Origin of the sequence: Halalkalibacter alkalisediminis, from assembly GCF_028610705.1 — a bacterium.
Taxonomy (GTDB): Bacteria; Bacillota; Bacilli; order Bacillales; family Bacillaceae_D; genus Halalkalibacter; species Halalkalibacter alkalisediminis.
The window spans coordinates 1-24,608 of the sequence record NZ_JAQQWT010000038.1; the positions used below are offsets into that span (position 1 = coordinate 1).

Annotated in this window: 27 protein-coding genes, 1 tRNA gene and 1 pseudogene; 24 read left to right on the forward strand and 5 right to left on the reverse strand. The window is 36.0% G+C overall.

Translation table 11 applies throughout. The features are described from left to right. Window positions 1-81 precede the first annotated feature (81 nt). Window positions 82-166: transfer RNA gene (locus tag PQ474_RS22600), tRNA-Leu, on the forward strand. A 327-nt stretch (window positions 167-493) separates the two neighbouring features. Here PQ474_RS22600 and PQ474_RS22605 read toward each other — a convergent pair. Further along, window positions 494-628 (reverse strand): hypothetical protein, encoded by a 135-nt coding sequence (locus PQ474_RS22605; RefSeq protein ID WP_273847852.1) that lies wholly within the window; start codon window positions 626-628, stop codon window positions 494-496. Between the two features lie 177 nt (window positions 629-805). Here PQ474_RS22605 and PQ474_RS22610 point away from each other — a divergent pair, with 177 nt between their 5' ends. The 13 genes from PQ474_RS22610 to PQ474_RS22670 all read left to right on the forward strand — a co-directional run bounded on the left by PQ474_RS22610 (window position 806) and on the right by PQ474_RS22670 (window position 11,892). Continuing rightward, window positions 806-1,699, forward strand: coding sequence for a helix-turn-helix domain-containing protein (locus PQ474_RS22610; protein ID WP_273847853.1), 894 nt, complete (start codon window positions 806-808; stop codon window positions 1,697-1,699). Window positions 1,700-1,903: 204 nt separating this feature from the next. Next, on the forward strand, window positions 1,904-2,461 hold the full coding sequence (locus tag PQ474_RS22615) for a GNAT family N-acetyltransferase (RefSeq protein ID WP_273847854.1): 558 nt from the start codon (window positions 1,904-1,906) through the stop codon (window positions 2,459-2,461). Between the two features lies 1 nt (window position 2,462). Continuing rightward, window positions 2,463-2,714, forward strand: coding sequence for an acyl carrier protein (locus PQ474_RS22620; RefSeq protein WP_273847855.1), 252 nt, complete (start codon window positions 2,463-2,465; stop codon window positions 2,712-2,714). Next, a complete protein-coding gene (fabZ, locus tag PQ474_RS22625; RefSeq protein WP_273847856.1) occupies window positions 2,711-3,163 on the forward strand; it encodes a 3-hydroxyacyl-ACP dehydratase FabZ in 453 nt (150 codons plus the stop codon). Before PQ474_RS22620 ends, fabZ begins: the two co-directional genes overlap by 4 nt. Before the next feature lie 21 nt (window positions 3,164-3,184). Beyond that, window positions 3,185-4,378 (forward strand): beta-ketoacyl-[acyl-carrier-protein] synthase family protein, encoded by a 1,194-nt coding sequence (locus tag PQ474_RS22630; RefSeq protein ID WP_273847857.1) that lies wholly within the window; start codon window positions 3,185-3,187, stop codon window positions 4,376-4,378. Window positions 4,379-4,393: 15 nt separating this feature from the next. Next, the gene (locus PQ474_RS22635; RefSeq protein ID WP_273847858.1) at window positions 4,394-5,419 is read left to right on the forward strand and encodes a beta-ketoacyl synthase N-terminal-like domain-containing protein; all 1,026 of its coding nucleotides are present in this window, start codon (window positions 4,394-4,396) and stop codon (window positions 5,417-5,419) included. Window positions 5,420-5,424: 5 nt separating this feature from the next. Further along, complete coding sequence (locus PQ474_RS22640) at window positions 5,425-6,129, forward strand: 3-oxoacyl-ACP reductase family protein (RefSeq protein ID WP_273847875.1); 705 nt, start codon at window positions 5,425-5,427, stop codon at window positions 6,127-6,129. Beyond that, complete coding sequence (locus PQ474_RS22645) at window positions 6,126-7,211, forward strand: peptidogalycan biosysnthesis protein (RefSeq protein ID WP_273847859.1); 1,086 nt, start codon at window positions 6,126-6,128, stop codon at window positions 7,209-7,211. Before PQ474_RS22640 ends, PQ474_RS22645 begins: the two co-directional genes overlap by 4 nt. Before the next feature lie 27 nt (window positions 7,212-7,238). After that, the gene (locus tag PQ474_RS22650; RefSeq protein ID WP_273847860.1) at window positions 7,239-8,375 is read left to right on the forward strand and encodes an MFS transporter; all 1,137 of its coding nucleotides are present in this window, start codon (window positions 7,239-7,241) and stop codon (window positions 8,373-8,375) included. Next, on the forward strand, window positions 8,375-8,755 hold the full coding sequence (locus PQ474_RS22655; protein WP_273847861.1) for a 4'-phosphopantetheinyl transferase family protein: 381 nt from the start codon (window positions 8,375-8,377) through the stop codon (window positions 8,753-8,755). The genes PQ474_RS22650 and PQ474_RS22655 overlap by 1 nt, the downstream gene beginning before the upstream one ends. Further along, window positions 8,748-10,235 (forward strand): phytoene desaturase family protein, encoded by a 1,488-nt coding sequence (locus PQ474_RS22660; protein ID WP_273847862.1) that lies wholly within the window; start codon window positions 8,748-8,750, stop codon window positions 10,233-10,235. The genes PQ474_RS22655 and PQ474_RS22660 overlap by 8 nt, the downstream gene beginning before the upstream one ends. A gap of 459 nt (window positions 10,236-10,694) precedes the next feature. Next, window positions 10,695-10,844, forward strand: a complete 150-nt coding sequence (locus PQ474_RS22665; protein ID WP_273847863.1) for a hypothetical protein — start codon at window positions 10,695-10,697, stop codon at window positions 10,842-10,844. A gap of 721 nt (window positions 10,845-11,565) precedes the next feature. Beyond that, entirely contained in the window at window positions 11,566-11,892 is a 327-nt protein-coding gene (locus PQ474_RS22670) for a DDE-type integrase/transposase/recombinase (RefSeq protein WP_273847864.1), read from the forward strand. 509 nt (window positions 11,893-12,401) lie between these two features. Here PQ474_RS22670 and PQ474_RS26705 read toward each other — a convergent pair. Next, the gene (locus PQ474_RS26705; protein WP_390187241.1) at window positions 12,402-12,611 is read right to left on the reverse strand and encodes a hypothetical protein; all 210 of its coding nucleotides are present in this window, start codon (window positions 12,609-12,611) and stop codon (window positions 12,402-12,404) included. Window positions 12,612-12,904: 293 nt separating this feature from the next. Between PQ474_RS26705 and PQ474_RS22680 the strand changes: the two genes are divergently transcribed. The 4 genes from PQ474_RS22680 to PQ474_RS22695 are packed head-to-tail and all read left to right on the forward strand — an operon-like array spanning window position 12,905 to window position 16,952. Beyond that, on the forward strand, window positions 12,905-14,416 hold the full coding sequence (locus PQ474_RS22680; protein WP_273847865.1) for a spore germination protein: 1,512 nt from the start codon (window positions 12,905-12,907) through the stop codon (window positions 14,414-14,416). Window positions 14,417-14,422: 6 nt separating this feature from the next. Then, complete coding sequence (locus PQ474_RS22685) at window positions 14,423-15,589, forward strand: Ger(x)C family spore germination protein (RefSeq protein ID WP_273847866.1); 1,167 nt, start codon at window positions 14,423-14,425, stop codon at window positions 15,587-15,589. A 2-nt stretch (window positions 15,590-15,591) separates the two neighbouring features. Beyond that, the gene (locus PQ474_RS22690; RefSeq protein ID WP_273847867.1) at window positions 15,592-15,864 is read left to right on the forward strand and encodes a hypothetical protein; all 273 of its coding nucleotides are present in this window, start codon (window positions 15,592-15,594) and stop codon (window positions 15,862-15,864) included. Beyond that, window positions 15,861-16,952, forward strand: a complete 1,092-nt coding sequence (locus PQ474_RS22695) for a GerAB/ArcD/ProY family transporter (protein ID WP_273847868.1) — start codon at window positions 15,861-15,863, stop codon at window positions 16,950-16,952. The genes PQ474_RS22690 and PQ474_RS22695 overlap by 4 nt, the downstream gene beginning before the upstream one ends. Before the next feature lie 115 nt (window positions 16,953-17,067). Here the strand turns inward: PQ474_RS22695 and PQ474_RS22700 are convergent, their stop codons facing one another. Next, window positions 17,068-17,832, reverse strand: coding sequence for a ThuA domain-containing protein (locus PQ474_RS22700; protein WP_273847869.1), 765 nt, complete (start codon window positions 17,830-17,832; stop codon window positions 17,068-17,070). Window positions 17,833-17,975: 143 nt separating this feature from the next. On the opposite strand from PQ474_RS22700, the gene PQ474_RS22705 reads away from it, so the two are divergent. From PQ474_RS22705 to PQ474_RS22715, 3 genes are all read left to right on the forward strand, one after another. After that, entirely contained in the window at window positions 17,976-19,649 is a 1,674-nt protein-coding gene (locus tag PQ474_RS22705) for a GMC oxidoreductase (RefSeq protein WP_273847870.1), read from the forward strand. A 743-nt stretch (window positions 19,650-20,392) separates the two neighbouring features. After that, window positions 20,393-20,590 (forward strand): site-specific integrase, encoded by a 198-nt coding sequence (locus PQ474_RS26710; protein WP_390187245.1) that lies wholly within the window; start codon window positions 20,393-20,395, stop codon window positions 20,588-20,590. A 4-nt stretch (window positions 20,591-20,594) separates the two neighbouring features. Further along, entirely contained in the window at window positions 20,595-20,792 is a 198-nt protein-coding gene (locus PQ474_RS22715) for a transposase (protein ID WP_475690645.1), read from the forward strand. Window positions 20,793-20,931: 139 nt separating this feature from the next. On the opposite strand, the gene PQ474_RS22720 is transcribed toward PQ474_RS22715, so the two are convergent. Continuing rightward, window positions 20,932-21,246 (reverse strand): YckD family protein, encoded by a 315-nt coding sequence (locus tag PQ474_RS22720; protein WP_273847876.1) that lies wholly within the window; start codon window positions 21,244-21,246, stop codon window positions 20,932-20,934. Between the two features lie 214 nt (window positions 21,247-21,460). Between PQ474_RS22720 and PQ474_RS22725 the strand changes: the two genes are divergently transcribed. After that, window positions 21,461-22,246 carry a sugar phosphate isomerase/epimerase family protein gene (locus PQ474_RS22725; RefSeq protein WP_273847872.1) on the forward strand — a complete coding sequence of 262 codons (786 nt, stop codon included), beginning with the start codon at window positions 21,461-21,463 and terminating at the stop codon, window positions 22,244-22,246. 240 nt (window positions 22,247-22,486) lie between these two features. Further along, entirely contained in the window at window positions 22,487-23,737 is a 1,251-nt protein-coding gene (locus PQ474_RS22730; RefSeq protein ID WP_273847873.1) for a hemolysin family protein, read from the forward strand. Window positions 23,738-24,016: 279 nt separating this feature from the next. Here PQ474_RS22730 and PQ474_RS22735 read toward each other — a convergent pair. Next, window positions 24,017-24,175: pseudogene (locus tag PQ474_RS22735) on the reverse strand (IS3 family transposase); the annotation flags it as partial. A 134-nt stretch (window positions 24,176-24,309) separates the two neighbouring features. Between PQ474_RS22735 and PQ474_RS22740 the strand changes: the two are divergent. Beyond that, window positions 24,310-24,546: an ArdC-like ssDNA-binding domain-containing protein gene (locus PQ474_RS22740; RefSeq protein ID WP_273847874.1), complete on the forward strand. Its 237-nt coding sequence runs from the start codon at window positions 24,310-24,312 to the stop codon at window positions 24,544-24,546. Window positions 24,547-24,608: the final 62 nt, after the last annotated feature.

Here is a 24,608-nt window from a genome sequence, read left to right on the forward strand (position 1 = left end):
GCCCTTAGCTCAGCTGGATAGAGTGTTTGACTACGAATCAAAAGGTCGGGAGTTCGAATCTCTCAGGGCGCGCCATTACTTGCCGGTGTGGCGGAATTGGCAGACGCGCACGACTCAAAATCGTGTTCCTTCTGGAGTGTCGGTTCGACCCCGACCACCGGTACCATCTACAGAGAGTATACAAGGACAATTATATTAAGAATGTCCGAAACATTAAAATAGCTGCTGCTTTTTTAATTGAATTTATAATCTTGGATTGGTAACAACTAAAGATGTTTAATGTATGAATGCAGCCTAGAATACAATTATAAAACGTAAAGAAATAAGCAACTCCAAGTGGGTTGCTTATTTCTTTACGTTTTTAAATAAAAAGTGAATGGTTGTCTATAAATAGATGAAAATCCACCTGGAATTAAGCTTCATTTTAAAATAGTGATATGATAAAATGTGAGTAAATAAATGGATATTTTTACCTGTCAGTGTCTTTAAAAGGTTAGTGTTTTCTATGGTTTTCTCCTAAGTCTAATGGATCTATGAAGAGTTGAGCATGGGTTTTAGTTTCTTCCATCATATTCGCACCGAATGTTAAACCTACAAGTGTAATGACTACAGCTAAATATTTTTTCATTTTATTTCCTCCTAATGTGTTTTTGTGTAACTTGATAATACTTGGACAATAGTGACTATGTACACATGGATATTCAGCGCAAAAAGGGCATATCTCGACCTTAAGTGCTAAATTTTTTGAAATGTTCGGTTCTTTTATAGATAAATATAATTTTGGTTATATTAGAGGTGATATTGAATGGAGCTGGAAGTGGGAAGGAAAATTCGTGACTTACGTAAGTACTACGGAATGACCCAAGAAGAATTGGCAGAGGGCATTTGTACGCAAGCAAGTATCAGTAAAATTGAAAAGAATGATGAGACATACATATCTGCACAAATTCTGTATTTAATAAGCCAACGATTAGGTGTCTCGATTGAATATTTTTTTAACGACAACGAGGTATTAAATATCAGCTATGTGAATGAAGTTTGTGAGCAGTTTAGTGAGTTAATAGCAAATAAGGATTATGAAGAAGCGTATGAAATGGTTAAATTAGAAAAGAACAACCCTATGTTTAGCACTAAGAGACATTTAAAAAAGTTTTTACTGTGGAGAGAGGCATTATGTATAAATTACCTATATGGGAAAAAGTCTGAAGCTATAGAAATGATTAATGAAGCCCTGCTGCTTTCGGAAACCACTGAGAAAAATTATTCTTTAGAGGATCTAAATATCATGACAAGTAAAGCTATTTTACTGGGTGAATTAGAAAACTGGGAAGAATCATTAAACCTTTATATAAATATTTTAGAACATATTAAAAAGATTCCTTTTCAAAAAGATAGGCTCACCCTCATAAATATTTACTATAATGCCTCAAGATCAGCGATAAAAGTAAATGACTATGATCAAGCCTTATTATTCTGTAATAAAGGAATATTAGTGTGTAAACAAGAAAAAACCTTCTTCTTATTAGGACACCTTAATTATCAAAAGGCAGAATGCTTAATAAACCTTAATAAACAAGATAAAAAAATGCCTCTGCAATTCTATAAAAAAGCTTTGGCATTATTTGAGGGAGCAGAGCAAGAAAAGTATATAGATATCGTAAAGGAGAAAATTAATCAGCTTAGCCCTATTACTAAATAAAAGTATTTTTTCAAGTCCTCTAAATTTTTAGGGCTTATTTTTTTTGAATATAACTATTGTTATATTTTTAAGGATACATACTTAGCTAACGACCAATAAGCTCCAATAAACGTTGCATAGGGTCTGTCATTACAAATACACGGTTCATTTAACCCGTCTATACTAAGTACAGAAATAAAACAAAAAAGTAAAGGAGGCCCAAAAGTGATTGAAGCTGTCGTTATTAATGATAAGGAAAAGTTATCAGAGTTTTACAGGCTAAGATATGATGTTTTTGTTGTTGAGCAAGGAACTGCCCCGATTTCTTTTTATCCAGACAAAGAATTAAAGGATGACTTTGATGAGAAGGGTATTCACATTGGCTGCTATCTCGATCAAGAGTTGGTTGGAACCATTTCATTAATTAATAAAGAGAAACATGAACCATTAATGATTGAAAAGGTTCACCATTTGGAAAGTGATATGACCAAGAATTATGCAGAAGCTATGCGATTTATTGTCGTTGAAAATGCTAGAACAAAGAAATTCGGTGTGAAAGGTCTTATTGTTTCCAAGTTATTAAGTAAACTGTATGAGGTTCTGCAACATCATAAAATTGACTATGTATATGTTCAAAGTTGTGAATCTGTTCAAAAGCTATATGAGTCTATTGGGTTTAAACAAATTGGTGAGTATCAGATGTATGAAGGTATTTCAAATGAATGTCCAATGTTGTTAGATATGAATGCTATTAATCAAAATATTTTAGAAGGAGTACGATAATATGTTAACAAAAAATGAGGTAAATTCATTAACAGAGATTATTGCTGAGGTTCTTGAAGTGGAGGTTGAAGAAGTACAAATGGAGACGGATTTAGTGGATGAGCTTGAAGCAGATTCTATGATGGCCTTAGAAATTATGGCAACAGTTGAGAAAACATTTAATGTGGAAATACCAGAAGAAGAGTTACCTAACTTTGGTTCCTTGTCAGAAATTATTAATGTAGTTACAAAGTTAAGAGTGGTCACGCAATGAGTGTTAGTTTAAATAACAAGCATGAAATCAGAATGGATCAATTGTTGGGTATTTTACCTCAACGCTATCCTATGATTATGGTTGATAAGGTAACATATGTTGATGAAAACAAGATTATAGCTATTAAAAATGTTAGTGGAAATGAGCCTTGCTTTTTAGGACACTTTCCTAATAAAAAGGTATTTCCTGGTGTGTTGTTAACTGAAGCTATAGCTCAGGCTAGCATTGTTTTACTACAGCAGGGAACTGAATTACGTGATGGTGGTACGCCCGTTATTTATCATACAAATATAAAATTTAAGCATATTGTTCTTCCAGGGGATCAATTAAAGATTGAGGTAGCTTTTCAAAAGAGAGTTGGAAATTCTGCTATTGTTAATGCGTCTGTATTCGTTGAAAATGTTTTAGTTGCCTCAGGCTCCTTAACATTTACTATCGCGACATTTTGAGATTGAAAGGAGGTTTATCAGTTGAAAAGAGTAGTAGTAACAGGAATTGGTGTTACATCTTCCATAGGAGTAGGGGTGGAGCAATTTTGGGAGGCATGTTTAAATGGAGAATCTGGTATATCAAAAATCAAAAAAGAAGGGTTAGAGCTTCTTGAGCCACAATATGGTGGTCAAATTCACGATTTTGACCCAAGTAATTCGGTGTTTATAAATAACCATAGGGAAATAGGAAGAGGCTCTCAATTATTAATATCTAGTGTACGACAAGCACTAGAGAATTCAGGATTGAGGGCTGATGAATATCGTAAAGGGGACTTCTATGTAGGAACTACAATGGGTGAGGTTACGGTAGAAAAAACAAATGATGATCTACATCATGGCCGACAAAGTATGGATATGCATTTAGAACAGAATGATTTGAAAAATATGTTAGTTTATGCAGCTAGAGAGTTTGATTTACAAGGGTACACTTCTTTAATTACAAATGCTTGTGCTGCTGGGAATTATGCATTAATTCAAGCATATGACCAAATTAAAAGAGGGCGTTCTAAGATTGCTTTTTCTGCAGGAACGGACCCATTTTCAACGGTCGCTTATTATGGTTTCAATCGTCTTAAGGCGATATCTCCTGATAAGTGCCGCCCTTTTGATAAAAACAGAAAAGGAATGCAAGTAGCTGAGGGTTCGGCTTGTCTTATGCTGGAGGAATTAGAGCATGCATTAAACAGGGGGGCATTTATATATGCTGAAATTGGAGGATATGGGGTGAGTTGCGATGCACATCATATTACTTCGCCCCATCCAGAATCCAGTGGCATTATCCGGGCCACTCTAAATGCCCTTAACTCTGCAGGTGAAAAGCCTGAGAATGTTGATTATATTAGTGCTCATGGAACAGGAACGAATGCTAATGACCGTGTAGAATCGAATGCTATTAATCGTATCTTTGGTGCAGGAACACCGACAAGTTCAATTAAATCAATGCTAGGGCATACTATGGGAGCTGCTAGTTCAATAGAAAGTGCAGTAAGTTGTCTAGCAATTAGAGATAATGTTGCTCCACCTACCATAAACTTTGAAACGCCCGATGATGAGTGCCCAATTGATTGCATACCGAACGAGGCTCGTGAGTTCGAGATAAATACGGTCATAAATAATTCTTATGCATTCGGTGGAACGAATGCAAGTGTTTTATTTAAGCAATATCAAGTATAAGGAGGAGTGAGGGGATTGACAGAGCAAATAGTGATTAAAGGCATTGGTTGTATCACACCTTGGGGAGATATAGTAGATGATATTATTCAGAACTATAAAGTAAATAGTAATGATACAAATGTGGTGGAGGATTTCAACTTACAGAATTATATAAAAAGAAAAGGGCTAAGAACTTTGCCTAAATCTACAAAAATGGCAATAGCATCTACTGAATTAGCCCTAAGAGATTTAGAGCTTGCGGGCTGCGAGCAGCTACCTAAAGAACGGATAGGCGTATTTGTTGGGACCTCTTTGAGTTATGTTAATAACATTCAAGATTTTCTAGAGCCCGCTTATGAGAAAAATGCTAATTCTGTAAGTCCTATCAAATTTCCAAATACAGTTCTAAATAATGTATCTGGCTGGGTATCTATCGTTTTTGGCATTGAAGGTATTAATAGCACTGTGAATAATGGGAGTATGTCTGGGGTTGATGCAATCATTCAGGCGCAGAGTTATCTAGAAAGTAATGTTATTGATCGTGCCATCATTATCACAGTAGATGATATAGATAAAGCTATTATTCATAACAAAACTAACTCGAAACAGCAGAATGACAAAATGACTGAATCTTCAATTACATTCATTTTAGAGAAATCTGAAACAGTATTAGGGAGTTATGGAGCGATTAAGAACATAGTATCTTGGATGACTCCATATGTTTCAATGGAAAGATTGCATAATGTAGTTTCTACAAGCCTTCGGGATAACCCTTTCATTGATCATATTTTATGGGGTTCTGAAAATGAAAATGATGAGAAAGTCGAGATGGAATTAACTAATATTTATCAAGGAGAATTAACAAGAACGTCCACTTACTTAGGAGATGCTCTCTCGCTGTCTAGTTTTTATAAGGTCATGATTGCACTTTATTCTGGTCAGAATTCACTTATTATTGAAACGAATAATATGGGGAACCAAGGTGTGTTTGAAATTGAGAGTGTGGTTGTTAAGGAACCAAAAGCGTTCAAACGAGAAAGAAAGGAGTTTAGTTTAACTTGAATAAAGTGGTGCTCATTACAGGTGGATCAAAAGGTATTGGGGAAGGAATAGTCCGTGATTTTGCAGCAAGAGGATGGAGTGCGCATTTTACGTATCATAATAGTCATGAAAAAGCAGAATGTTTGGAGCGTGAATTTTCTAATGTTTATGCCCATCATGCTGATGTAACTGATTATCAAACTGCAAAGGCAATTGTAAAAGAGGTAACAAACCAACATGGGAAAATTGACTGTTTAATTAATAATGCTGGAATCACAAAAGATAAAACCATTGGATTTATGAATGAATCCAATTGGAGGGATGTGATTGAAACGAATCTTACAGGTAATTTTAATTACTCTAAATTTGTAAGTAAACAGATGATGAAACAGAAATCAGGCTCAATTATTAACATTGCATCCATTTCTGGAATGATAGGTATACCTGGTCAGGCCAATTATTCCGCATCCAAAGCTGGAATTATTACGTTGACAAGAACAATGGCGAAAGAGCTTGGACCATTTAATATAAAGGTTAATGTAGTAAGTCCGGGTTTCATAGAAACTTCTATGACTGAAGGAGTGAATTATCAAGACATGCTGGAGGGAGCTCCATTAAAAAGGGTAGGTCAAATTGGTGATATTACTGGAGTGGTCCATTTTCTCACTTCTTCTGAAGCAGATTACATTACGGGACAAAATTTTGTTGTAGACGGAGGACTTTCCATATGATGAAAATCTCCGTCTACAAAAGTTATGAACAAATAGATGAAGAACTGCGTCTTAAGTTAGAGAATAAATTCCTTAGAACAAGTGAGTATTCAAAAGAGTGGTTTCTTTTTCTAGAGAACAACTTGTTGGGATATGAACCGCTATACTTCATTGGCGGTGAAGAAGATGATGTAGACTTTTTCAGCACCGGGTTTATAGCTAGAAAATTAAATGTAGCTAATTATCTAAGTAACAAGCCTAAAGCGATGTTTGATTGGTTAGATAAATATTTGATTAACCCTTTAAAGTTCAATGTGGTGTTTATTAAAAATCCTTTATCAAATTTTGAAGGGATTCATAGCTCTAAACAGGATAAGTTAAGCGAATTTATAAGAGAATGTAAAAATTATATCTATCATGTCTTAAAATTCGATTCTATATTTATTGGGAACGTTGGTGATGCACAGCTAAATGCTGGAATAACCGAAGCTGAATTTATTAAAATCCCCTATTACCCCAATACCTTATTAAGTACGGATTTTACTACATTTGATGAATATTTATTGTCCGTTAAGAAAAAAAAGCGGTGGGATATTAAGAATAAAATAAAAACCATGCATCAATACGGGGCATCAATTGAAGTCGTGAACAGTATTAATCATCAAGAGTCAGAGAGGATTTATGAATTATATAATAATACGGCGGAACGAGGTGATGCTTCTCCATATCCCATCATCTACTCCAAATCAAGTTTTGGACAATGGGATGGAATGGGGGAAAGCTATAAGTGGATTTTAGTTAAATTCCAATCAAAAATAATAGCTTTTGCCATGGTCGTTAAAGAAGGAAATAGTTTGCTATTTAAACATGTAGGCATGGATTACGAACACTCCACCCAGTGCTTCGCTTATTTCAACCTTTATTACGAAGCCATACGGTTGGCTATCGAAGAAAATTTTCAATCTATGTATTGTGGACCAACAACATATGAGACAAAGAAAAGTCTTGGTTGTCAACTGGTTGAATTAAATGCTTACTTATCAGTTAAGAATTTCTTCTTAGAAAAAGCAATGGGCAAAGTATTAACAAAAGCATTTAAATAAAGAGCATTAAGTGGAGATGATGGTGTCATGAAACGATTGTTATATATTGTCTTTATGTTTAACTTTCTTTTTAGCTTATTAACGGCTATTTTACCATTGTTAGTATTTGACATAACCAGTTCTGTAGCTACTTCTGGTTATGTCTTATCAACTTTTATGGTTGCCCTTTTGGGAACGAGAATTGTATTGCTGACCCATGAGATTGACGCTTACTTGTTATTAAAAATCGGGTTAACAGCATATTGTTTGGGATTTTTGTTACTCTTAGTCAATGCCACAGCAATAACCATGTTTTATTTGGGGGCCATCATGTTTGGTATGGGGGTAGGAATAGTTGCTCCAATACTAATTACAATTATAACGGGTATGAGTCAAAAGCCTAATGCTGCTGTCGGATGGCATAATTCACTTTTAGGAGTTGCATCTGCAATAGCTCCGATACTAGGTGTTTCACTTTATTATTTCTTTGATAATCGAGGTTTCTTGTATCTAATTATGACCATTTTATCTATTACAACACTAGGTTTAGCGATCTTCATAAGAAGAATAGGAGATAAAAAAATTTTTAAAAAGACAAAGATAAATGGAGAGGCTTTTAGTAAAGAATACATTCCTAGTTACATTATCTTTTTATTAACATCGATTAGTTACGGTGCGGTTATAGCCTTCTCTCCTATATTTTTCGAAATGATCGGTTTGAGAGTGGATGTGTTTTACTTCTTTTTTTGGAGCTTTTTTATACTCGCACAACTAAGTATGTTGAAAATTAAAGAGAAGATAGCTGAGAATAAGCTTCTGAATATAAGCATCTTATTTATTTTTATGAGTTCACTTTCAATCGTGTTTACAACAAACTATGCAATGCTAATCCTTACGGCAATTGTATTTGGTGTCTCCTATGGAGGGATTATGAATTTATTTTATAATCGCATTGCTATCGTAAAAGAGAGTAAAGCTAAAAGTGATGCATACAGTATATTCGGTTTGATGTCTTACTTAGGTGTAGGCTTAGGTTCAATGATTTTGAGTCCAATAGCTAATCATTCTTTAATGGTTCTTTTTATTATATCTTCTTTGTTTCCTTTAGTAGGGGGATTAATAAACTTGCTATTAGATAGGAAAAGCAAAGCGAATATGTTGACGAACAAGCAAGTGGAGATATGATGATTTACGGTACAGGGATAGATATAGTGCAGCATAGTAGCGTAGAAAAAATGTTGAAAAAGGGAACTTTTCAGCCTTTCATAAGGAAGTGGTTCTCTGAATATGAGCTTCATTTAATAAAAATGGCTTCAAGTCAAATTAAACAATTCTCAGTACTTTTTAGTATTAAAGAAGCTTTTATAAAAGCTTCAAACGGTATAGCAAAATTAAAGGATACAAGGAAGATAACCATTTTAAAATACCATGACAGTTATGAAATAGTAGGTTTCTATAAAGAATTTTTAAATGATAAGACATATAGTATAGACATTTCTCAGAATGATTTATATACAATTTCTTCGATATGCATTTTTTACAGGGAAGGGAGTTCATATGATTAAAAAGGATGGCCAGAGTTATGATGTCATTATTATAGGTGGTGGGCTTTCAGGGTTAACAGCTGCCGCATTGCTAACTCAAAAGCATTTGAAAGTATTAGTATTAGAACAACATTATTACTTAGGAGGGTGTGCCCATACGTTTAAGAGGAAAAATTATGTATTTGATACAGCTATTCATGTAATTGGAGGGGCGGAAGATGGTGGAGAAGTTCATAATTTATATAATCAGTTAGGAATAAGAGATCAAATTGAATTTCTTGCCGTTGATCCTCTTATTAATCTATGTATAGATAAAGATTACTACCCCATACCAGCTAACTTACAGGAATTAGGGACATTAATGTGTAAGTGGTTTCCAACGGATTCGGAGGCTATTACAACAGTTTTAGATGAAATATTGTATATGGGGAGTTTAAAGGGGAACTTTCAGTTTGAAGACTTAAAGAAGATAAATGAGTTAGAAAGGGTAAGCTACAAAGACTACTTATCTAATAGATTTAATCATCCTCACTGTGAAAAAATCTTGAGCAGTCTAATATTATTTGCTGGATCATCAATCGATGAACTTTCTACATTTAAAATGATGAATATTATGGCAAGTTATCATGGGGGCGGATTTTATCCTAAAGGAAGCTCGCAGCAATTAAGTATTTGCTTGCGTGACTATATTTTGAAGAATGGTGGAGATGTCCAAACAAAGCGTACTATAAAAAGCATTGATGTCAAAGGCAATCAAGTGAAAGGTGTAATAGACCATAAAGGTAACTATTATAAAACGCAGTCAGTAATTTCAAGTGCAAACTATACGGTGACAATGAACATGGTTAACAATGAGACGGTTAAACAGAAAGAATTAACGAAAAGGCAGTTAAAAAAATTAAAACCATCAAATTCAGCCGTGATATTATTCACTGTAATTAAAAATGAGGATTTGCCAGAACCATTGTCACATGAAACCGTGCTTTTTTCTGAAGAAAATATATATTCCGAAGAAAACATGTTATTTAATCCGCAAAAGATGGATGGAATTCCGGTTATTTCCATAAGTTGCCCATCCTTATCAGATTTAAATCTAGCACCGGAAGGCTACAGTATAGTGACATTTATGTCTTTATGTAATGCTGAAACAGTTGAGTCTATTCGCAATGATAAAGGTAAAGATTACATTTTAGAATTCTATTTAAACGTTCTTGAACAAAAGATACCAGAGCTCCGTAATAAGTTAGTCTATCATGAATTTTCAACACCGAGTACGATTAAAAAGTTCACTTTCAATCCTGAAGGAGCAGTTTACGGTTGGAAGAAAACAGTTAATCAGCAAGGAATGGCCACCATTGGTTCGAAGGTTTCCATAGATGGGGTGTACTTTACTGGACACTGGTCACAGGATGCTCATGGTGCATATGGAGTCATGAGATCCGGTAGAAAAACAGCAGAAAACGTATTAAATTCAAAAAGACAGATTGGAGTGAATATATAATGAGTAATAAAAGATTAATTTCATTTGGTTTATTGATATTAGTCACTAGGGGTCTCTCAAAGAAATTAAGGAGAATGAAATATATCCCAATTAAAGTTAGATAGAGTAAAGGGCATAAGCTCTTTTTTTTCATAGAAGAGTAATACTATTGCACAGGCACATTATCTTACTAAACTTCTTTTGCACAAAATGTAGAATTTGAAATCATTTAACATTTTTTGCAAAGGATATTCCCTTAGTCTTTACTAATGTTGTTATGTAAGGGTTCATACTTAACTAGAAGAGTAAAACATATTTTAATGTTACATATTATATCTATTTTATCTGATAGCAAATGAACCTGATTGTGTAGTAACTTTTAATACGTTGTAGACTATTACTGTGCAGCAAAAGATTTTCATTTTGCAAGACTTTGTGGAAATATGTAATTAAAGTAGTGAGCAGGTGTAATGAATAAATTTGTCTAATGGAAAAACAGTAGAAGTAGGGTGTTTAAGTTGTGCGTTAACTAGTAGATTAATTCAGTCAGGGGGTGGTGTTTACTTTGAAACGGAGTATTTTCACGCAAACCAAGATATTGAGTATCCAATTATGGGACTAATATTATAGGTTTTAAACGATAATCAAATGTTTTGATGAGCTAACAGAGAAGAAAATATAGATTATATTAAGGTCTTGTCAAGGATAAGGGAAGCTAAAAGAGATGTTTTGGGATTTTAATCGGTGACAGAGATATTTCATCGAGGAATTGCGTTAGGAAAATACGGATTTACAACAAATAAAGCATAAAAACAGCGATTCCTTTCCAACGTTTTAGAATCGCTTTTTTTATTTGGCTTCTTCAACTAAAACCCCTGCTAAATTAATAAGTCCTAGTAAGTTGCTATTCTTATGACCGTTATCTAAGGTGTGAAATTCAACTAAAGGTGAACAGCAAAAACAATTTGTCAGTAGTGTTTTCGCGCACATAATATTGAACCACTTCGCTCATGAAAACGTGAGCCACTCCATTTCCAGTGAGAACAACGTCTTGATATGGAGTGAGAGGCATGATAGGCTTGTTTCCTCTCGAAACACCTTGATGTGTCGCCTTTCGAGCTAAATCATGCCTCTGGAGGCTCCATGTCAAGACATCCCAAAATTTCCAATTACAAAAATTGAAAGTGGCTCACCATTTTGTAATCGGAGTGGCTCAAATTTCAATTATCAAATACAACGTTAAAGGATTGCGAGAAAAGTACCATATATACCAAAAACAGTTACATTTCGAAGTTATGAAGCTATAGTAGAATTACCAAAGGGAAAACAAATACAAGTGGACTTTGAGGAAATGAAAATTAGGACAGGGAAGTGGATAAAAATCTATGTTATTGCCTTTGTACTTTCCCATTCATGTTATAAGTATGCGGTGTGGCAAGATCGGTCATTTACTACTCGTGATGTTTTACGTTGTCATGAGAATGCATTTGAGTATTACGAAGGCAGGACAGACGAAATTGTATATGACCAAGATAAGCTTATGACTGTAAGTGAAAATGGAGAAGACATTATATATACGGAAGAGTTTCAAGCTTATAAACAGCAAAGAGGGTTTTCCATTTATTTATGTAAAGCGCAGCAGATCCAGAATCTAAAGGTAAGATTGAAAATGTTGTGAAATTCATTAAAAGGAACTTTGCGAAAAATCGAGTGTTTCATCAGCTAGATACATAGAATGAGCATTGTTTAGACATTTGAGAAAATCTTGGAGTGTTACGAGAGAAGTTAGTAATGGGAGTAACTGTGAGGAAGTAGGCTGTTAAAGAGGACTTTATTTTATATAAAATTAGTATGGAGGTTTCCATTGAATATTGATGACGACGCTATAAGGTTTGCTTTAAAGAATTAAATCTTAAAACCTATGAGGACCTCTATCCAGAGTTTGTAGACAAGTTTTCACAATATATTGATGATGTTACGGTACTTGATGATTTTGTTATTGGAAAAGAATATAGTTCATGGGAAATTTCTATATTTTCGCAAACATATGATACTCAATCTGGTATATATTTGATTGGTGATGAACCTAACTATCAAGCCATTTTTGTAAAGGCTACCTTTAAAGAAGGAAAATATCCTAATGAGTGAATTGAACCAAATCAAACATTAAAATACTATATGTATAGTTTAAGAGACCTGCCGGATATCGCCTCCATGAGAAAGGGAATGTAAATCTTTAAGAAGCTCGTTTAGAACCTCCGCTTTTTCGGCGACCTGCTCTATGATTCTTTCTGTATCTGGTTTTCCCCTTGAATGACTAAGCGCCTTTTCCACTAACGCATTTACAGTTTGTTGAACCGTACAATATGTTGCCTCCTGAAATATGTATGCTGCCATTTTCATGAGCTCCATTTTGGGGAGCTCTCATTCTAATGCTATAGAACTCATTTTGTTGCAAAGATTCTCCCCCTTTTTGCGAGAATTATTAAGATAGATAACCCGTTTATCATTTAATCCTCCGCTTATTGTTAATTAATTTTTATTATAAGTTAACAATAGAAGTGTATTATTTCCGTTGATTTTTGTCAATTTTTTGAAAATACGCTTAGATCCGTCGTCTTGGATTGAATACGAATAAAAACATCTTTCCCTAATAATACTAAAAGCATTAATGGTTTAAAGGGGAATATATGGATAAGTTCATTGAAATTTCAGATAGTTTATCAGAAAACAAATCAAACATAGAAGAAACTCTGGCTAACTGTGATGATTTGTTACTCTATCCATGGCACTATGGACCCGAACTAAAATATCGTGCGTTTTCTGTTTATCTTGGTACACTTGTACAAGATAAACAGAAAAATTACATGAAGCAATCGATGCAGGATTTAGTTTCACACGAGATTGGCCAGGCCACGGAACCTACACCTGAAGATGTAATACATTTTTTTAATCAAAACGGTGTATCTGATCAAAATGCCCTTCTTATTGACCAATTTGATGATGCAGTCGCGAAAATTTTGAGCGGGCATGTCGTTATCTTTTTTGACTTTTGGAATAAAGCGATAGCCTTTAATGATTTAAGCATTAATAAACGACAAGTAACAGAGCCAGCAACAGAATCGGTCGTAAAAGGACCTCGTGAGAGTACAATTGAACAATTAGATATTAATATCGGATTGTTGCGGGTTCGACTGCAAAATCCACGTTTTAAAATTGAAAAACTCAAAACTGGAGGGGAAACGAAAACGGAAATTGCGTATGGCTATCTTGAGGGAAAGGTTGATTCTGAAACATTAGCTGAGTTTAAAAGAAGAATAGAATATGCCAAACAATTTGAAATACTAGAAACCGCTTATATTGAGGAATTGATTGAAGATTCAAAAGCGTCTCCCTTTCCTCAATACCGCTATACCGAACGTCCAGATGTTGCAGTAGCCGCTTTACTGCAAGGGAAAATCGTCGTACTCGTTCAAGGGACAGGGTCGATTTTAATTTGTCCGGGGCTTTTCACTGAATTTTTTCAATCAAGTGAGGACTATTATCAGCGTACATTATTTTCGAGTCTCATTCGTTTCTTAAGAGTTATCACATTTTTTTTAGCTCTTTTATTACCTAGCTTATATATTGCCCTAACGACCTTTCATACGGAGCTTATTCCAACAAATCTTTTAATGGCGATCATTGATACACGTGAAGGTCTGCCATTACCAGCCTTTTTGGAAGCTGTCATTATGGTATTTCTGTTTGAAGTGCTTCGTGAAGCAGGTATCAGGTTGCCGCAGCCAATTGGATCTGCCATTAGCATTGTTGGCGCGTTAATCATTGGCGAGGCAGCAATATCAGCCAATATTACCTCTCCTTTAATGGTCATTATCGTAGCTTTGACTGGAATTGCTTCATTTTCGATTCCGCAATATAACATCGCGATTCCACTTCGGATTTTGCAGATTCCGATGATGATTTTCTCTGCTACTTTAGGTGGGTTTGGAATCATGGTTTTTCTATTAATCGTTTTGTTGCATTTAGCAAATTTGCGCTCACTTGGACAACCATATTTCAGTCCATTAACACCTTTACAGCCGAAGCAACTCCTAGATGTTTTTGTACGGCGTCCGCAAAAATGGGTATCCTATTCAAACGATCATACTCCGGGTAAACCTAGCTTGTACAAACATTATAAAAGACTAAAAAGAAGGTAGCCCATTATGTTTACTAAAAAAATACTGCTTTATTCAAAATTCATTGTTTCTGTATGTATTTTTATAACTTTATCTGGCTGCTGGAACAGCTTAGAATTGACTGATCAAGTTTTTGTAATGGGCGTAAGCATCGATCAAACAAAGGAAGGGATCATTGAACTTACAACCCATATGTATTCACCATCACAAACAATTGGCGGACAGGGCGGTTCTGCCGATACTAGTACTACTTTTCAAATCACAACACAAGATGAGAGTCTTTTTGAAGCGATTCGTGATATTCCTCTTCATGTTGGGCGTAAAGCACAATGGAGCCATATGAGAGTCATCCTCGTTGGAGAAGACTTTGCTAGGAACAATCCACTTACTGACATCCTAGATTTCTTCTATCGAGATCATGAGCTTCGTTTTAAGACTTATGTATTAGTGACTCAAGGCAAGGCAAGTGAATATTGGGGAATTAAGCCATTTATCGAAAGAACAACAGCCCAACAAATACGGACGATTCAGGAAAGCGGGACAGCTTTTTCTTCCAAAACAAAGGAAACAACAATACTCGAATTAGCTTTACAACTAAATTACCCAGTAAAAACAGCTACCGTGCCATATATCGAACTAAATAAAGAAAGTGTTGTTACGACTGGAATGGCTATAGTTTCCGATGGAAAAATGCTCGATCGGATTTCAACGGCAAACGTTCACAATTTACTTATATTAACAAATGAATACAATCACGGGACCATTCAATTTCCTTGTATGAATGAACCGAAATCTACTAAAAAGGATTCGTTAGAAGTGACAGAAATTGAGACGAAGCTTACTCCTAATTTTTCAAGTACTCCGTATACCATTCAAGTTGCAACATCGGTAGAAGGGCATATAGGTGAGTTTCACTGCTCGAAGATGACTAGCGAAGAAGAAAGAAAAAGGCTGCAAGCTCATATTGAAAATTCGATTAAAAGGCAGTTAACAACATTCATTGACGAAATACAAAATAAGAAAATGGATCTAATTGGTATTGGAAATATTCTGTATAGAAAAGATCCTGCTCTATGGAAGTCGCTAGAAAAGGATTGGAGCCAAGTCTTCTCTGAAACCCAATTTGAAATTGATGTTACCGTCAACATTGAAAGTACAGGGATGTTAACTGGTGAAAATTTAGCGGAGGGATAATCATGGGTGAAAAAATCATCTTGCTTATAATTTTATACACAGCTATTTTGCTGTACGATGGGCCTGAATTATTTGAAACAAAACGGGTACGTCTCATTTATGGACTCACAATGGTTCCTGTATTCTACCTTAGTCTCATTTATGTATTTGATCTAGGATGGCCCAATTTTTATTCACTGATCGAATTTATTTATGCTGAACCTGCAAAACGGATTGTGGAAGTGTTCGAAAATAATGCCTCTTTTATTTTGACGATGCGGGAAGGACTTAAATGAAACAAATTGAAACGATAAGCTCCTGGCAGCTCGCATGTATATTTCTCGCTTTTTTGACAGGTTCAGCAATTATTAATATTCCAGCACCTATGGTGGAAGTCGCCCAAAATGCTGCATGGTTATCACTTATATTCGCCATTGGCCTTGGAATAATCCTGCTCTTATGTGCGCTTTTTATTTATCAGTCAACCGGTGAGTCCTTTCTCGGCTATAGTAAAAAAGCGATTGGCAAGTGGTTCACCTTATGTATTACAATTCCAATTATCCTGTTACTCATTTTAATTCTCGCTTTCATTATCATTGATATTGGAGGATTTTTCACAAATGCACTTATGAGAGAAACACCTACCTACGTCTTCCACACGCTTATTTTGCTTCTTGCTGCTATGACGGCAAGAAGTGGAATTGAGCCGATGGCGAGAATGTTTGTTTGGCTTATATTTGCCATGGTATCTTTCTCTATCGGAATTCTCCTTTTAGCAATTCCTTTTTATCATGTGGAGCACCTATTTCCAATTATGCCGGATGGAATCATGCCTTTTTTACATGGCATATACAGAGCTTTTAGTTTCCCGTATGCAGAGCTTATTCTTTTTTCCTTGCTCCTGCCTTTTATAAGCAAAAAAGATAAACACCCTTTAAAAAAGATAATGATAATCACGTTGTGTGTACATGGAACTTTAATTCTTATCCCTATAATTGCTTCAATCATGGCTTACGGTCCTATTGCTGGAACAGTGAAATTTTCTGTTTTTAACATTGCTCGCTTAATTAATATAAGAGATGCGATTGAACGAATAGAGTCTGTTATCGGACTTGCTTTAATTGTAGGTTCCTATATGAAAGCAAGCATCATGCTGTTTATTCTTAAAGAGCTTCTGTCTGATGTGCTGAATTTAGAAAATAAAAGGATTATCATTTTCCCGATTTCCTTTCTCATTTTGCTGCTTTCCCTTATTATGTTTGACCATGAAACAGAATTTGCAGAGGCTGTCTTTATTACCTGGCCGTTATTTATTAATAGCGTTGTCGTTCTCCCTTTTCTTTTCATTACTTTGCTAGCGTTTTTTAAAAAGAAGCGGACCTAATCATCGTGTTGCTATTGCTATTGCTATTAGAAATGTTTAGTCGGTATAGGTATAATCCCATTCTTTATACCTATACCTAGGTTAATTGTTGCTTTTAATAAATTAAGACACAATCTTACATTTCACCGATACCTTCATGCGGCTCTGTATACCCAAAAGTCGGGGTTGCTCCAAAAGGGGATGCAGCCCAGTTTACGGCATTGGCTATGACTCTAATGATTTCTTTGTTGTAATAAGTAGGATGAATCTCATGTCCAGGCTGGAAATAAAAGATTTTCCCTTGTCTGCGATGATAGGCGCAGCCGCTTCGAAAGACTTCTCCTCCTTCGAACCAGCTAATAAATACAAGCTGATCAGGAGCCGGAACGTCAAAAAATTCTCCGTACATTTCTTCTTCTTCCAGTTCAATATACTGACCGACTCCGGAGGCTATTGGATGAGCCGGATCGACTACCCATAATCTCTGTTTTTCATTCGCTTCTCGCCATTTCAGATCGCAGCTAGTTCCCATCAATTTTTTGAAAATTTTTGAAAAATGTCCGGAGTGCAGGACAATTAATCCCATTCCATTCAGAACTCTTTGATATACTCTTTCAACAACCTCATCCGACACTTGGTCATGAGCGGTGTGCCCCCACCAGATTAATACATCGGTTTGACTCAGTATCTCGTTTGTCAATCCATGTTGCGGCTGCTCTAATGTCGCAGTCCTGATATGAAAATTGTAAGGCCGTAATCCTTCAGCAATTGCGGTGTGAATCCCTTCAGGGTAAATTTCCGCTACGGCCGGGGTCGTTTGTTCATGGATAAATTCATTCCAAATTAAAACATGAATGGACTTGAACTCGAGTGTGGTGGATCCAATCGTTATTTTAAACATAGTTTCCTCCCTTTTATAGCCAGTATATGAACACCTTTTCTGATTAATCATGTTGGAAATCAGCATTTAGGGAAAATTTCATTCAACCTAATGAAGCCTAAGCCATATACTTACTAATATGACAAAAAAGTGAGGTGGTTGCATTGAAGATCGTTATCGCTCATAAGCGCACCACTATACGGAAATTAGCCGAGCTTCATCACATTGATTTGGGTACGCTTAGATCTTATAATCCACACTTGACTGATCCAGATGCTGATATTTCCGGGCAGAAAGTGAAAATTCCCTCTCCTCCAAAACAAGTAACGGTCATCAATAACCGACAGATTACGAACGATGATGAGACAATTGTTCCAACCTATGAAGACTGTCCTCCTGATCCAGAGATCGATTTTTTAGATAGCTGGTTCCCTTTGACCTCCTTAGACGATATGGAAAAAAACGATTACGATGTGATTATTGTCGGCAGTGGTGCGGGTGGTGGCGCGGTTCTCTGGAGACTATGTGAGAAATGGCAAAACGAAGGGAAACGAATTGCTGTTTTAGAAAAAGGTCAGTTGCTAATCCCTACCCATGTCGCTAATATGCCGACAGCAAAAGCAGCGAGAAAATTTTTAAGAAATCCGGCCTTTTTTATTCGAAGAGACACAGAGTGGCCTGAATTTCCTGGAGCAAAACAACTTTTTGGTTTGGGAGGTCAAACCCTTGTATGGGGCGGGGTAAGTCCTCGTTTTCATCCTAGTGAATTTACAGAATGGCCAATTGACTATGAGGACCTAGTCAAATACTATGAAATTGCTGAACAGGTCATGAAGGTCAACAGCCATTACACAGATGGTTCCGACCTTCATAAAACACTTCTTCAAAGGCTGCAAGAATTCGGTTATTTTGATGCCAAAACCCTCCCCCGGACGGTTGATTTGAACCCTAGCTATTTTGGACACATTCATTCAAATGTCTTTTTTAGCTCGCTCGAATTTATGGCTTGGGCTTTAAATTGGAAGCCATTTGATGTAGCTATTAATGCGAATGTCGTCCAAATTTTACATGAAAATGGGAGAGCAACAGGAGTTCAAGTCATGACACCGGAGATGAAAACCTACACCATTCGTGGAAAAAACATTGTCGTTTCGGCGGGTACATTTGAGTCCCCTCGCCTCCTGCTGCATTCCAACATTCCAGGCGAAGCCATCGGCCGATACTTATATAATCATTCCTTTGTTTCAGCAAGAGCCCTTGCCGAGCGCGAACAGTTTGGAGAAGAATTAGGACTCGTGAACATTCAGCTTCCTAGCACGGAGCAAAGACCTTATCAACTTGCTGTACAAGGAGCATTCCCCTACGAATTTTATGCTTATGAGACGAAGCCATTTATGCAAGAACTAGAAATTGGCCTCTTTAGCTTTGGTATTGTTCAGCCTAATCGCGACAACTATCTTGCTCTTTTGCCGACTGACTTAGATTCATATGGTGTTCCAAAGCTTACTGTTTCTTTCTCCTACAGTGAAGAAGACTTTGCTGTTATTCGGCAAATGGTAAATGATACCCTAAGAGCCATTGACAGTATGGGTCTAAAGGCGCAAACTCCTCCCTGTCTCATGGCACCAGGACTAGATTATCATGCAGCAGGCACTTGCCGTATGGGAGTGGATCCCGCTACCTCTGTCACAAACCAATTCGGTCAAGTTCACAATCTATCAGGCCTTTTTGTCGCCGATAACAGTGTCCTTCCATTTATGGGAGGGGCCAATCCAACACTCAGTACCATTGCAACAGCAATGCGTACTGCGGATTATCTTGTAGAAAAAGAGCGTTAACTAAAAAAGCCAAGGCTCTGTTAACAAAAGAGCACTTGGCTTTGCTGTAAAATGTCATTTTCCATTTCTATTTGCTTATTTCGTTTTGTGTTTGTTGATCTTTATAATCTGAAATCATTGGATATAGCGCTTGTCGTAATAAAAATGCTTTATTAGTTTATTGTGATTTAGCGTAATAAATTTACTATTTGATAAGGTGGTTAATGATGACTGCTGGGTTAGCAAAACCTTCCATTGTTAGATGTTCTAAACTAAACACCGTGCATTTTAAAGAGTTACTATTTAAAATCGGAAAGTTACAGGATCATGATTTAGAGAGAGTATTGACAGCAATACGATACTACTTTTAATTTTTGTGTGTATGACATAGAGCACGGTCACCGGTACTTTAATTCCCAAAAATTCTATTATACCAATGCTTTGAGCAATTCAGAGCATTGGCTTTTTTGTGATTTATTGAGATAAAGTGAAGTGCTAATCGTGTAGACAACAATTTACGGTTATTAAGTGCCTTTAAGACTAAAAAAGAATCTTAAAGGGAGATGATTTGAATGGTTAGAAAAAAGTTAATACAAAAAAATGTATTGGAAAAATCAGTACACGAATAATACGAAGCTTTTCAATTAGAAAATAAGGTGAAAAATTTATCTGAATGACTATCCGTTTTTATGAACATAATTTAGTACACTTTAATAGTTTTTCAGAAGAATTAGGAATAAAACAAATTAGTGAGATAGAAAAAAATGATTAATATGTTTATATTGCACTTAAAGGAACGAAATTTAGCTGATACAACTATTAACACATATATGAGTGCAACAAGAGCTTTTTTTTATTTTGCGATGAGAGAAGGTTATTTAAATATAAGTGAGCATCTCATTAGAATCTTGAATGAGTATATTAAAGTTACGATTTTAGCAATTAGATTATTTGTTTATTAATGAGTTGGGAGAGCAAATGACTAGAAATTCAATGCAACATGCAATAGCACGATATAACGAGCGAAGCTTTGCGGATTCAAAAAAACTCCACGGGCTTCGCTACTGCAGGCTACGCAGTTTGAAGTGCGCTAACGAACAAGCGCTGATGACAGCTGTAGCACCGAACATAAAGAAGATTGCCAACCACCTCACCAGAAGGTAAGGTGGTTGGCAATCTTCCATTTATGAATAGTTTCTTGGATTTCAGAGAGAAAAATATAGACATAAGAGAATCCCACTTGAAAAAGTGCGGTTTCTCGACAATCTGAGCCAACACCTTTGTGTTTGGCTCAACCCATATCTTACTCTTCTCCATGTTTATGATGTTTCTTATGCTTTTTGTCCCATTTTGGAACGAAGCCATCTTTTTTTAACTTTTCAAAGTGCTTATCCATGTGTGAAATGATTTTTTCGCCTTTTTCTGCTGTGAAGACACCGTATTCTACGTATTTGTTAATGATTTCTTTCTTCTTAGCAAAAACGTCTTTTTGCAGGGCAGCCATTTCTGTTTTCTGTTCTTCTGTTAGTTGCACGTCAGTATTAACGCCTTCAGCTCCGGTTGTTCCTGGCATGACGCCTATCGATAAGATGGCTGCTACAAATAAACCTGCGATCATTTTCTTCAAATTTCTACAACTCTTTTTTAAGTATGTAAGCCTATCGTTTGTAGTTTGTCCAATTTTATCCTCCTATGCGAGCGTCACATTTTTTTATACTTAACCGTTCAAGGAAATCCTTCAGTTCTATTGTTTCGCCAAATTTATACACTTTATTAAGAGTAATAAAAGGATAAGGGCTGATGAAATGAAGTTTTCTAAACTGGGAGACCAAATGATCGAAATTCAAGTAGCTCCTCCTGGGATCCAGTTGTATTCAGTGAGGAAGGAATTTCAAAATGATCCGTTTGGGACGTTAAAAGAGCTGGCTGAGATGGGGTATCAGACAGTCGAGTTTGCTGGATATGGAGATGTTCCAGCTCTTACGATGAGTGGGTATTTACAGAAGCTCGGATTGAGGGCTCCGGCTTCACACGTATCACTCGAGAGGTTAGAAGAGGATCTTGATGGGGAGATCATGTATGCCAAACGAGTAGGGATTCGCTATATCGTCATTCCAATGATTGAAAGAGATGTGTTTTATCGGGCAAAAAAGTACGAAAGCGTTGTGCGCACTGTAAAACAGATCGGCAAACAAGTAAAAAAACATCGTCTCCAATTGGTGTACCACAATCATGAGCATGAGTTTGAACGTTTGCCAGGGGGCGAGCTAATTCTTGATCGCTTCCTAAGGGATGTAGGGACTGATTTAATGAAGTTAGAACTTGATTTGTATTGGGCCTATTATGCAGGGTTTGATCCGGTTGCAACATTGCATAAATACAAGGGGCTGGTGCCGCTAATTCATGTAAAAGATATGGGGCCAGACCGGTTGTCAACTGAAGTCGGGAACGGACTTATTAATTATCGAGCAGTCTTTCCAATGCTATCAGATGTCGGGGGAGATTACTATTTTGTTGAGCAAGAACATTTTGAGCGTCCACCTCTTGAAAGTGCAGAGATGAGCCTTGCTTTTTTACGATCGATTGGAATTGTTAACGATGGGAGGAAACACAGTTAGTAATAAGACATAGATTGCCTTAGACTTGTTGAAGTAAAAAGTGTGTTAGTTGTAGACCATATGAAAAAGGTGCCGCAACTTAAATAGGTCTAATTGTGGTTTCTTGGTTTATCAATTGTTTAGTGAAGCTTACCTAAATACAAATATACTTTGTTTATTTTATAAATTGAGCATTTTATCATTGTTTAAGGGCTATTGGGACAGATTAAAAGTATCACTTTTAAATAGGAGAGATTCGTCTTGTCTGATATCCCTTTAAATTTAGTGCTCGTCCTTATCATCTTGCTTATATTATCAGCATTTTTCTCTTCGATAGAGACTGCTTACTCAAGTGTTAATAAATTAAGATTAAAAAGCTATGCGGATGAAAATAGACCGGGTGGCGTAAAAGCCCTATTTATATCGCAAAATTTTGATCACGCTCTTTCTACAATTTTAATTGGAAATAACTTAGTGAACATTGCAGCAGCTACGATATCTGCGCAGGTCGCAACGGAGTTATTTGGAGGGAATACGGGACTTCTGATTAGTACGGTGGTCATGACCATTCTTGTTTTGGTATTTGGCGAAGTTCTACCGAAGTCATTAGCCAAAGAGAATGCAGAAACCTTGGCTCTTAAGGTATCTGCTATATTACTGTTTCTAATGAAATTATTTACACCATTAACGTGGTTACTTGTTAAATTGAAACAAGTTATGACGCGATTTGTATCTAAATCTGAAATAAGTCCGTCTGTAACCGAAGAAGAATTAAAGGAAATGTTCACGATCAGTCACGAAGAAGGTGTACTTGAGCCAAATGAAAAAGAACTTCTTCATAATACGCTGGACTTTAATGATATTAAAGTAGTGGAGATTTTAACCCCTCGCACGGATCTTATAGCGATTGATGTTCATATGTCCATTGAAGAAATAACAGCGATACTAGTAAGAGAGAGGTTTTCTAGATTGCCTGTATATGAAAAATCGGTTGATAACATTATTGGGATTTTGTCAGAGAGGGATTTTCTAACTCAGATTGTTACAAAGAATGAAGTGGAAGTAAGGAAGCTAATTCGTAAGCCACTGTTTGTCGTTGAGACATTAGGAATTTCTACTCTCTTACCAATGTTGCAGAAAGATCGAGTACATATGGCTGTCGTCATTGATGAATTTGGTGGAACGTCTGGAATCGTGACATTAGAGGACATTTTAGAAGAGCTAGTTGGTGAAATTTGGGATGAGCATGATGAAAAGATCATTGAGACCCAAAGACTTGGTCCTAATGAATTTGAATTTAATGGCGATTTTCCTTTAGATGATTTTGCAAGAATGGTGCAAGTGGAATTACCTGATAGCCGAAACCATACGCTTGGTGGTTGGTTAACAGAGGAGTTTCACTATGTGCCCACGGTAAATGAAGAGTTAATTTATGACGGTATTAAATTAATTGTTACAGAGGCAGAAGATAGACGGATCATCAAGGTTAAGGTGGTTTCAAGTGAAGAATAGTTTTAGAATGAAATCATGGTTTGAAAGTGTTCCAAAACACGTAAGGTTGAAAAGACTAGTCTCAACTCCATGCATTTGTGATGAATAGGAAGTTTAATTGTTTATTATCCTAAGAACTAACGTTTTCCTCTTCCTTTGAAAAATCAACTTTCCACAGTGTATATTAAACGGTCATTAGTGATACTATGTCAAGAAAATGGACACATTGAATTGAGATTTTCTTTTTCTCCTACCGCGCTTTGCTTGCTGACCACTAGATCAAGTTAAGGGACGAAACCCTTAACTTGATCTAGTGGTATTTCTAAGATGCTCTTTTGCTATATAACGTGCATAATATAGCTTTTCAAATTCGAGCGGTGAATGATAATTAATAGTTGAGTGAATTCGCTTGTAGTTATAAAAACTAACGATGTACTCAAAAATACTTCTTTTTGCTTGTACTATGGCAAAGTTTAGAAGCAAAACAAATGATGAAAAGAAAAAAGAGATTGAAAAACTAACCGAAGATCGAAATGAGCAAGTTGAAAAGTTTTTTAAAACGCCTGAACAGATGAAAGAGTATTTTTACTTTTATGAGTAAGTTTTATAACTATTCTCCACGAAACTCTGCGTTGATTCAAAAACAATTTCGAGGAGCTGAAGCAGTCGGGAGTTTTAATTTTTGGAAAGACAAAGGATACTCCGTTCAAAAAGGTGAAAAGGGGATTAAAATATTAGTACCTACAAAGTATGAAACATTTGAACGTGAACGTGAAGGGAAAAAATATCAAGTCGGTGTAAAGTATGCTTCGAAAGTAAGCGTCAAATAATCCCCACCTATTATAGAGATGGGGATTAACTTATAATCTACTTATCATGTTGAATACGACAG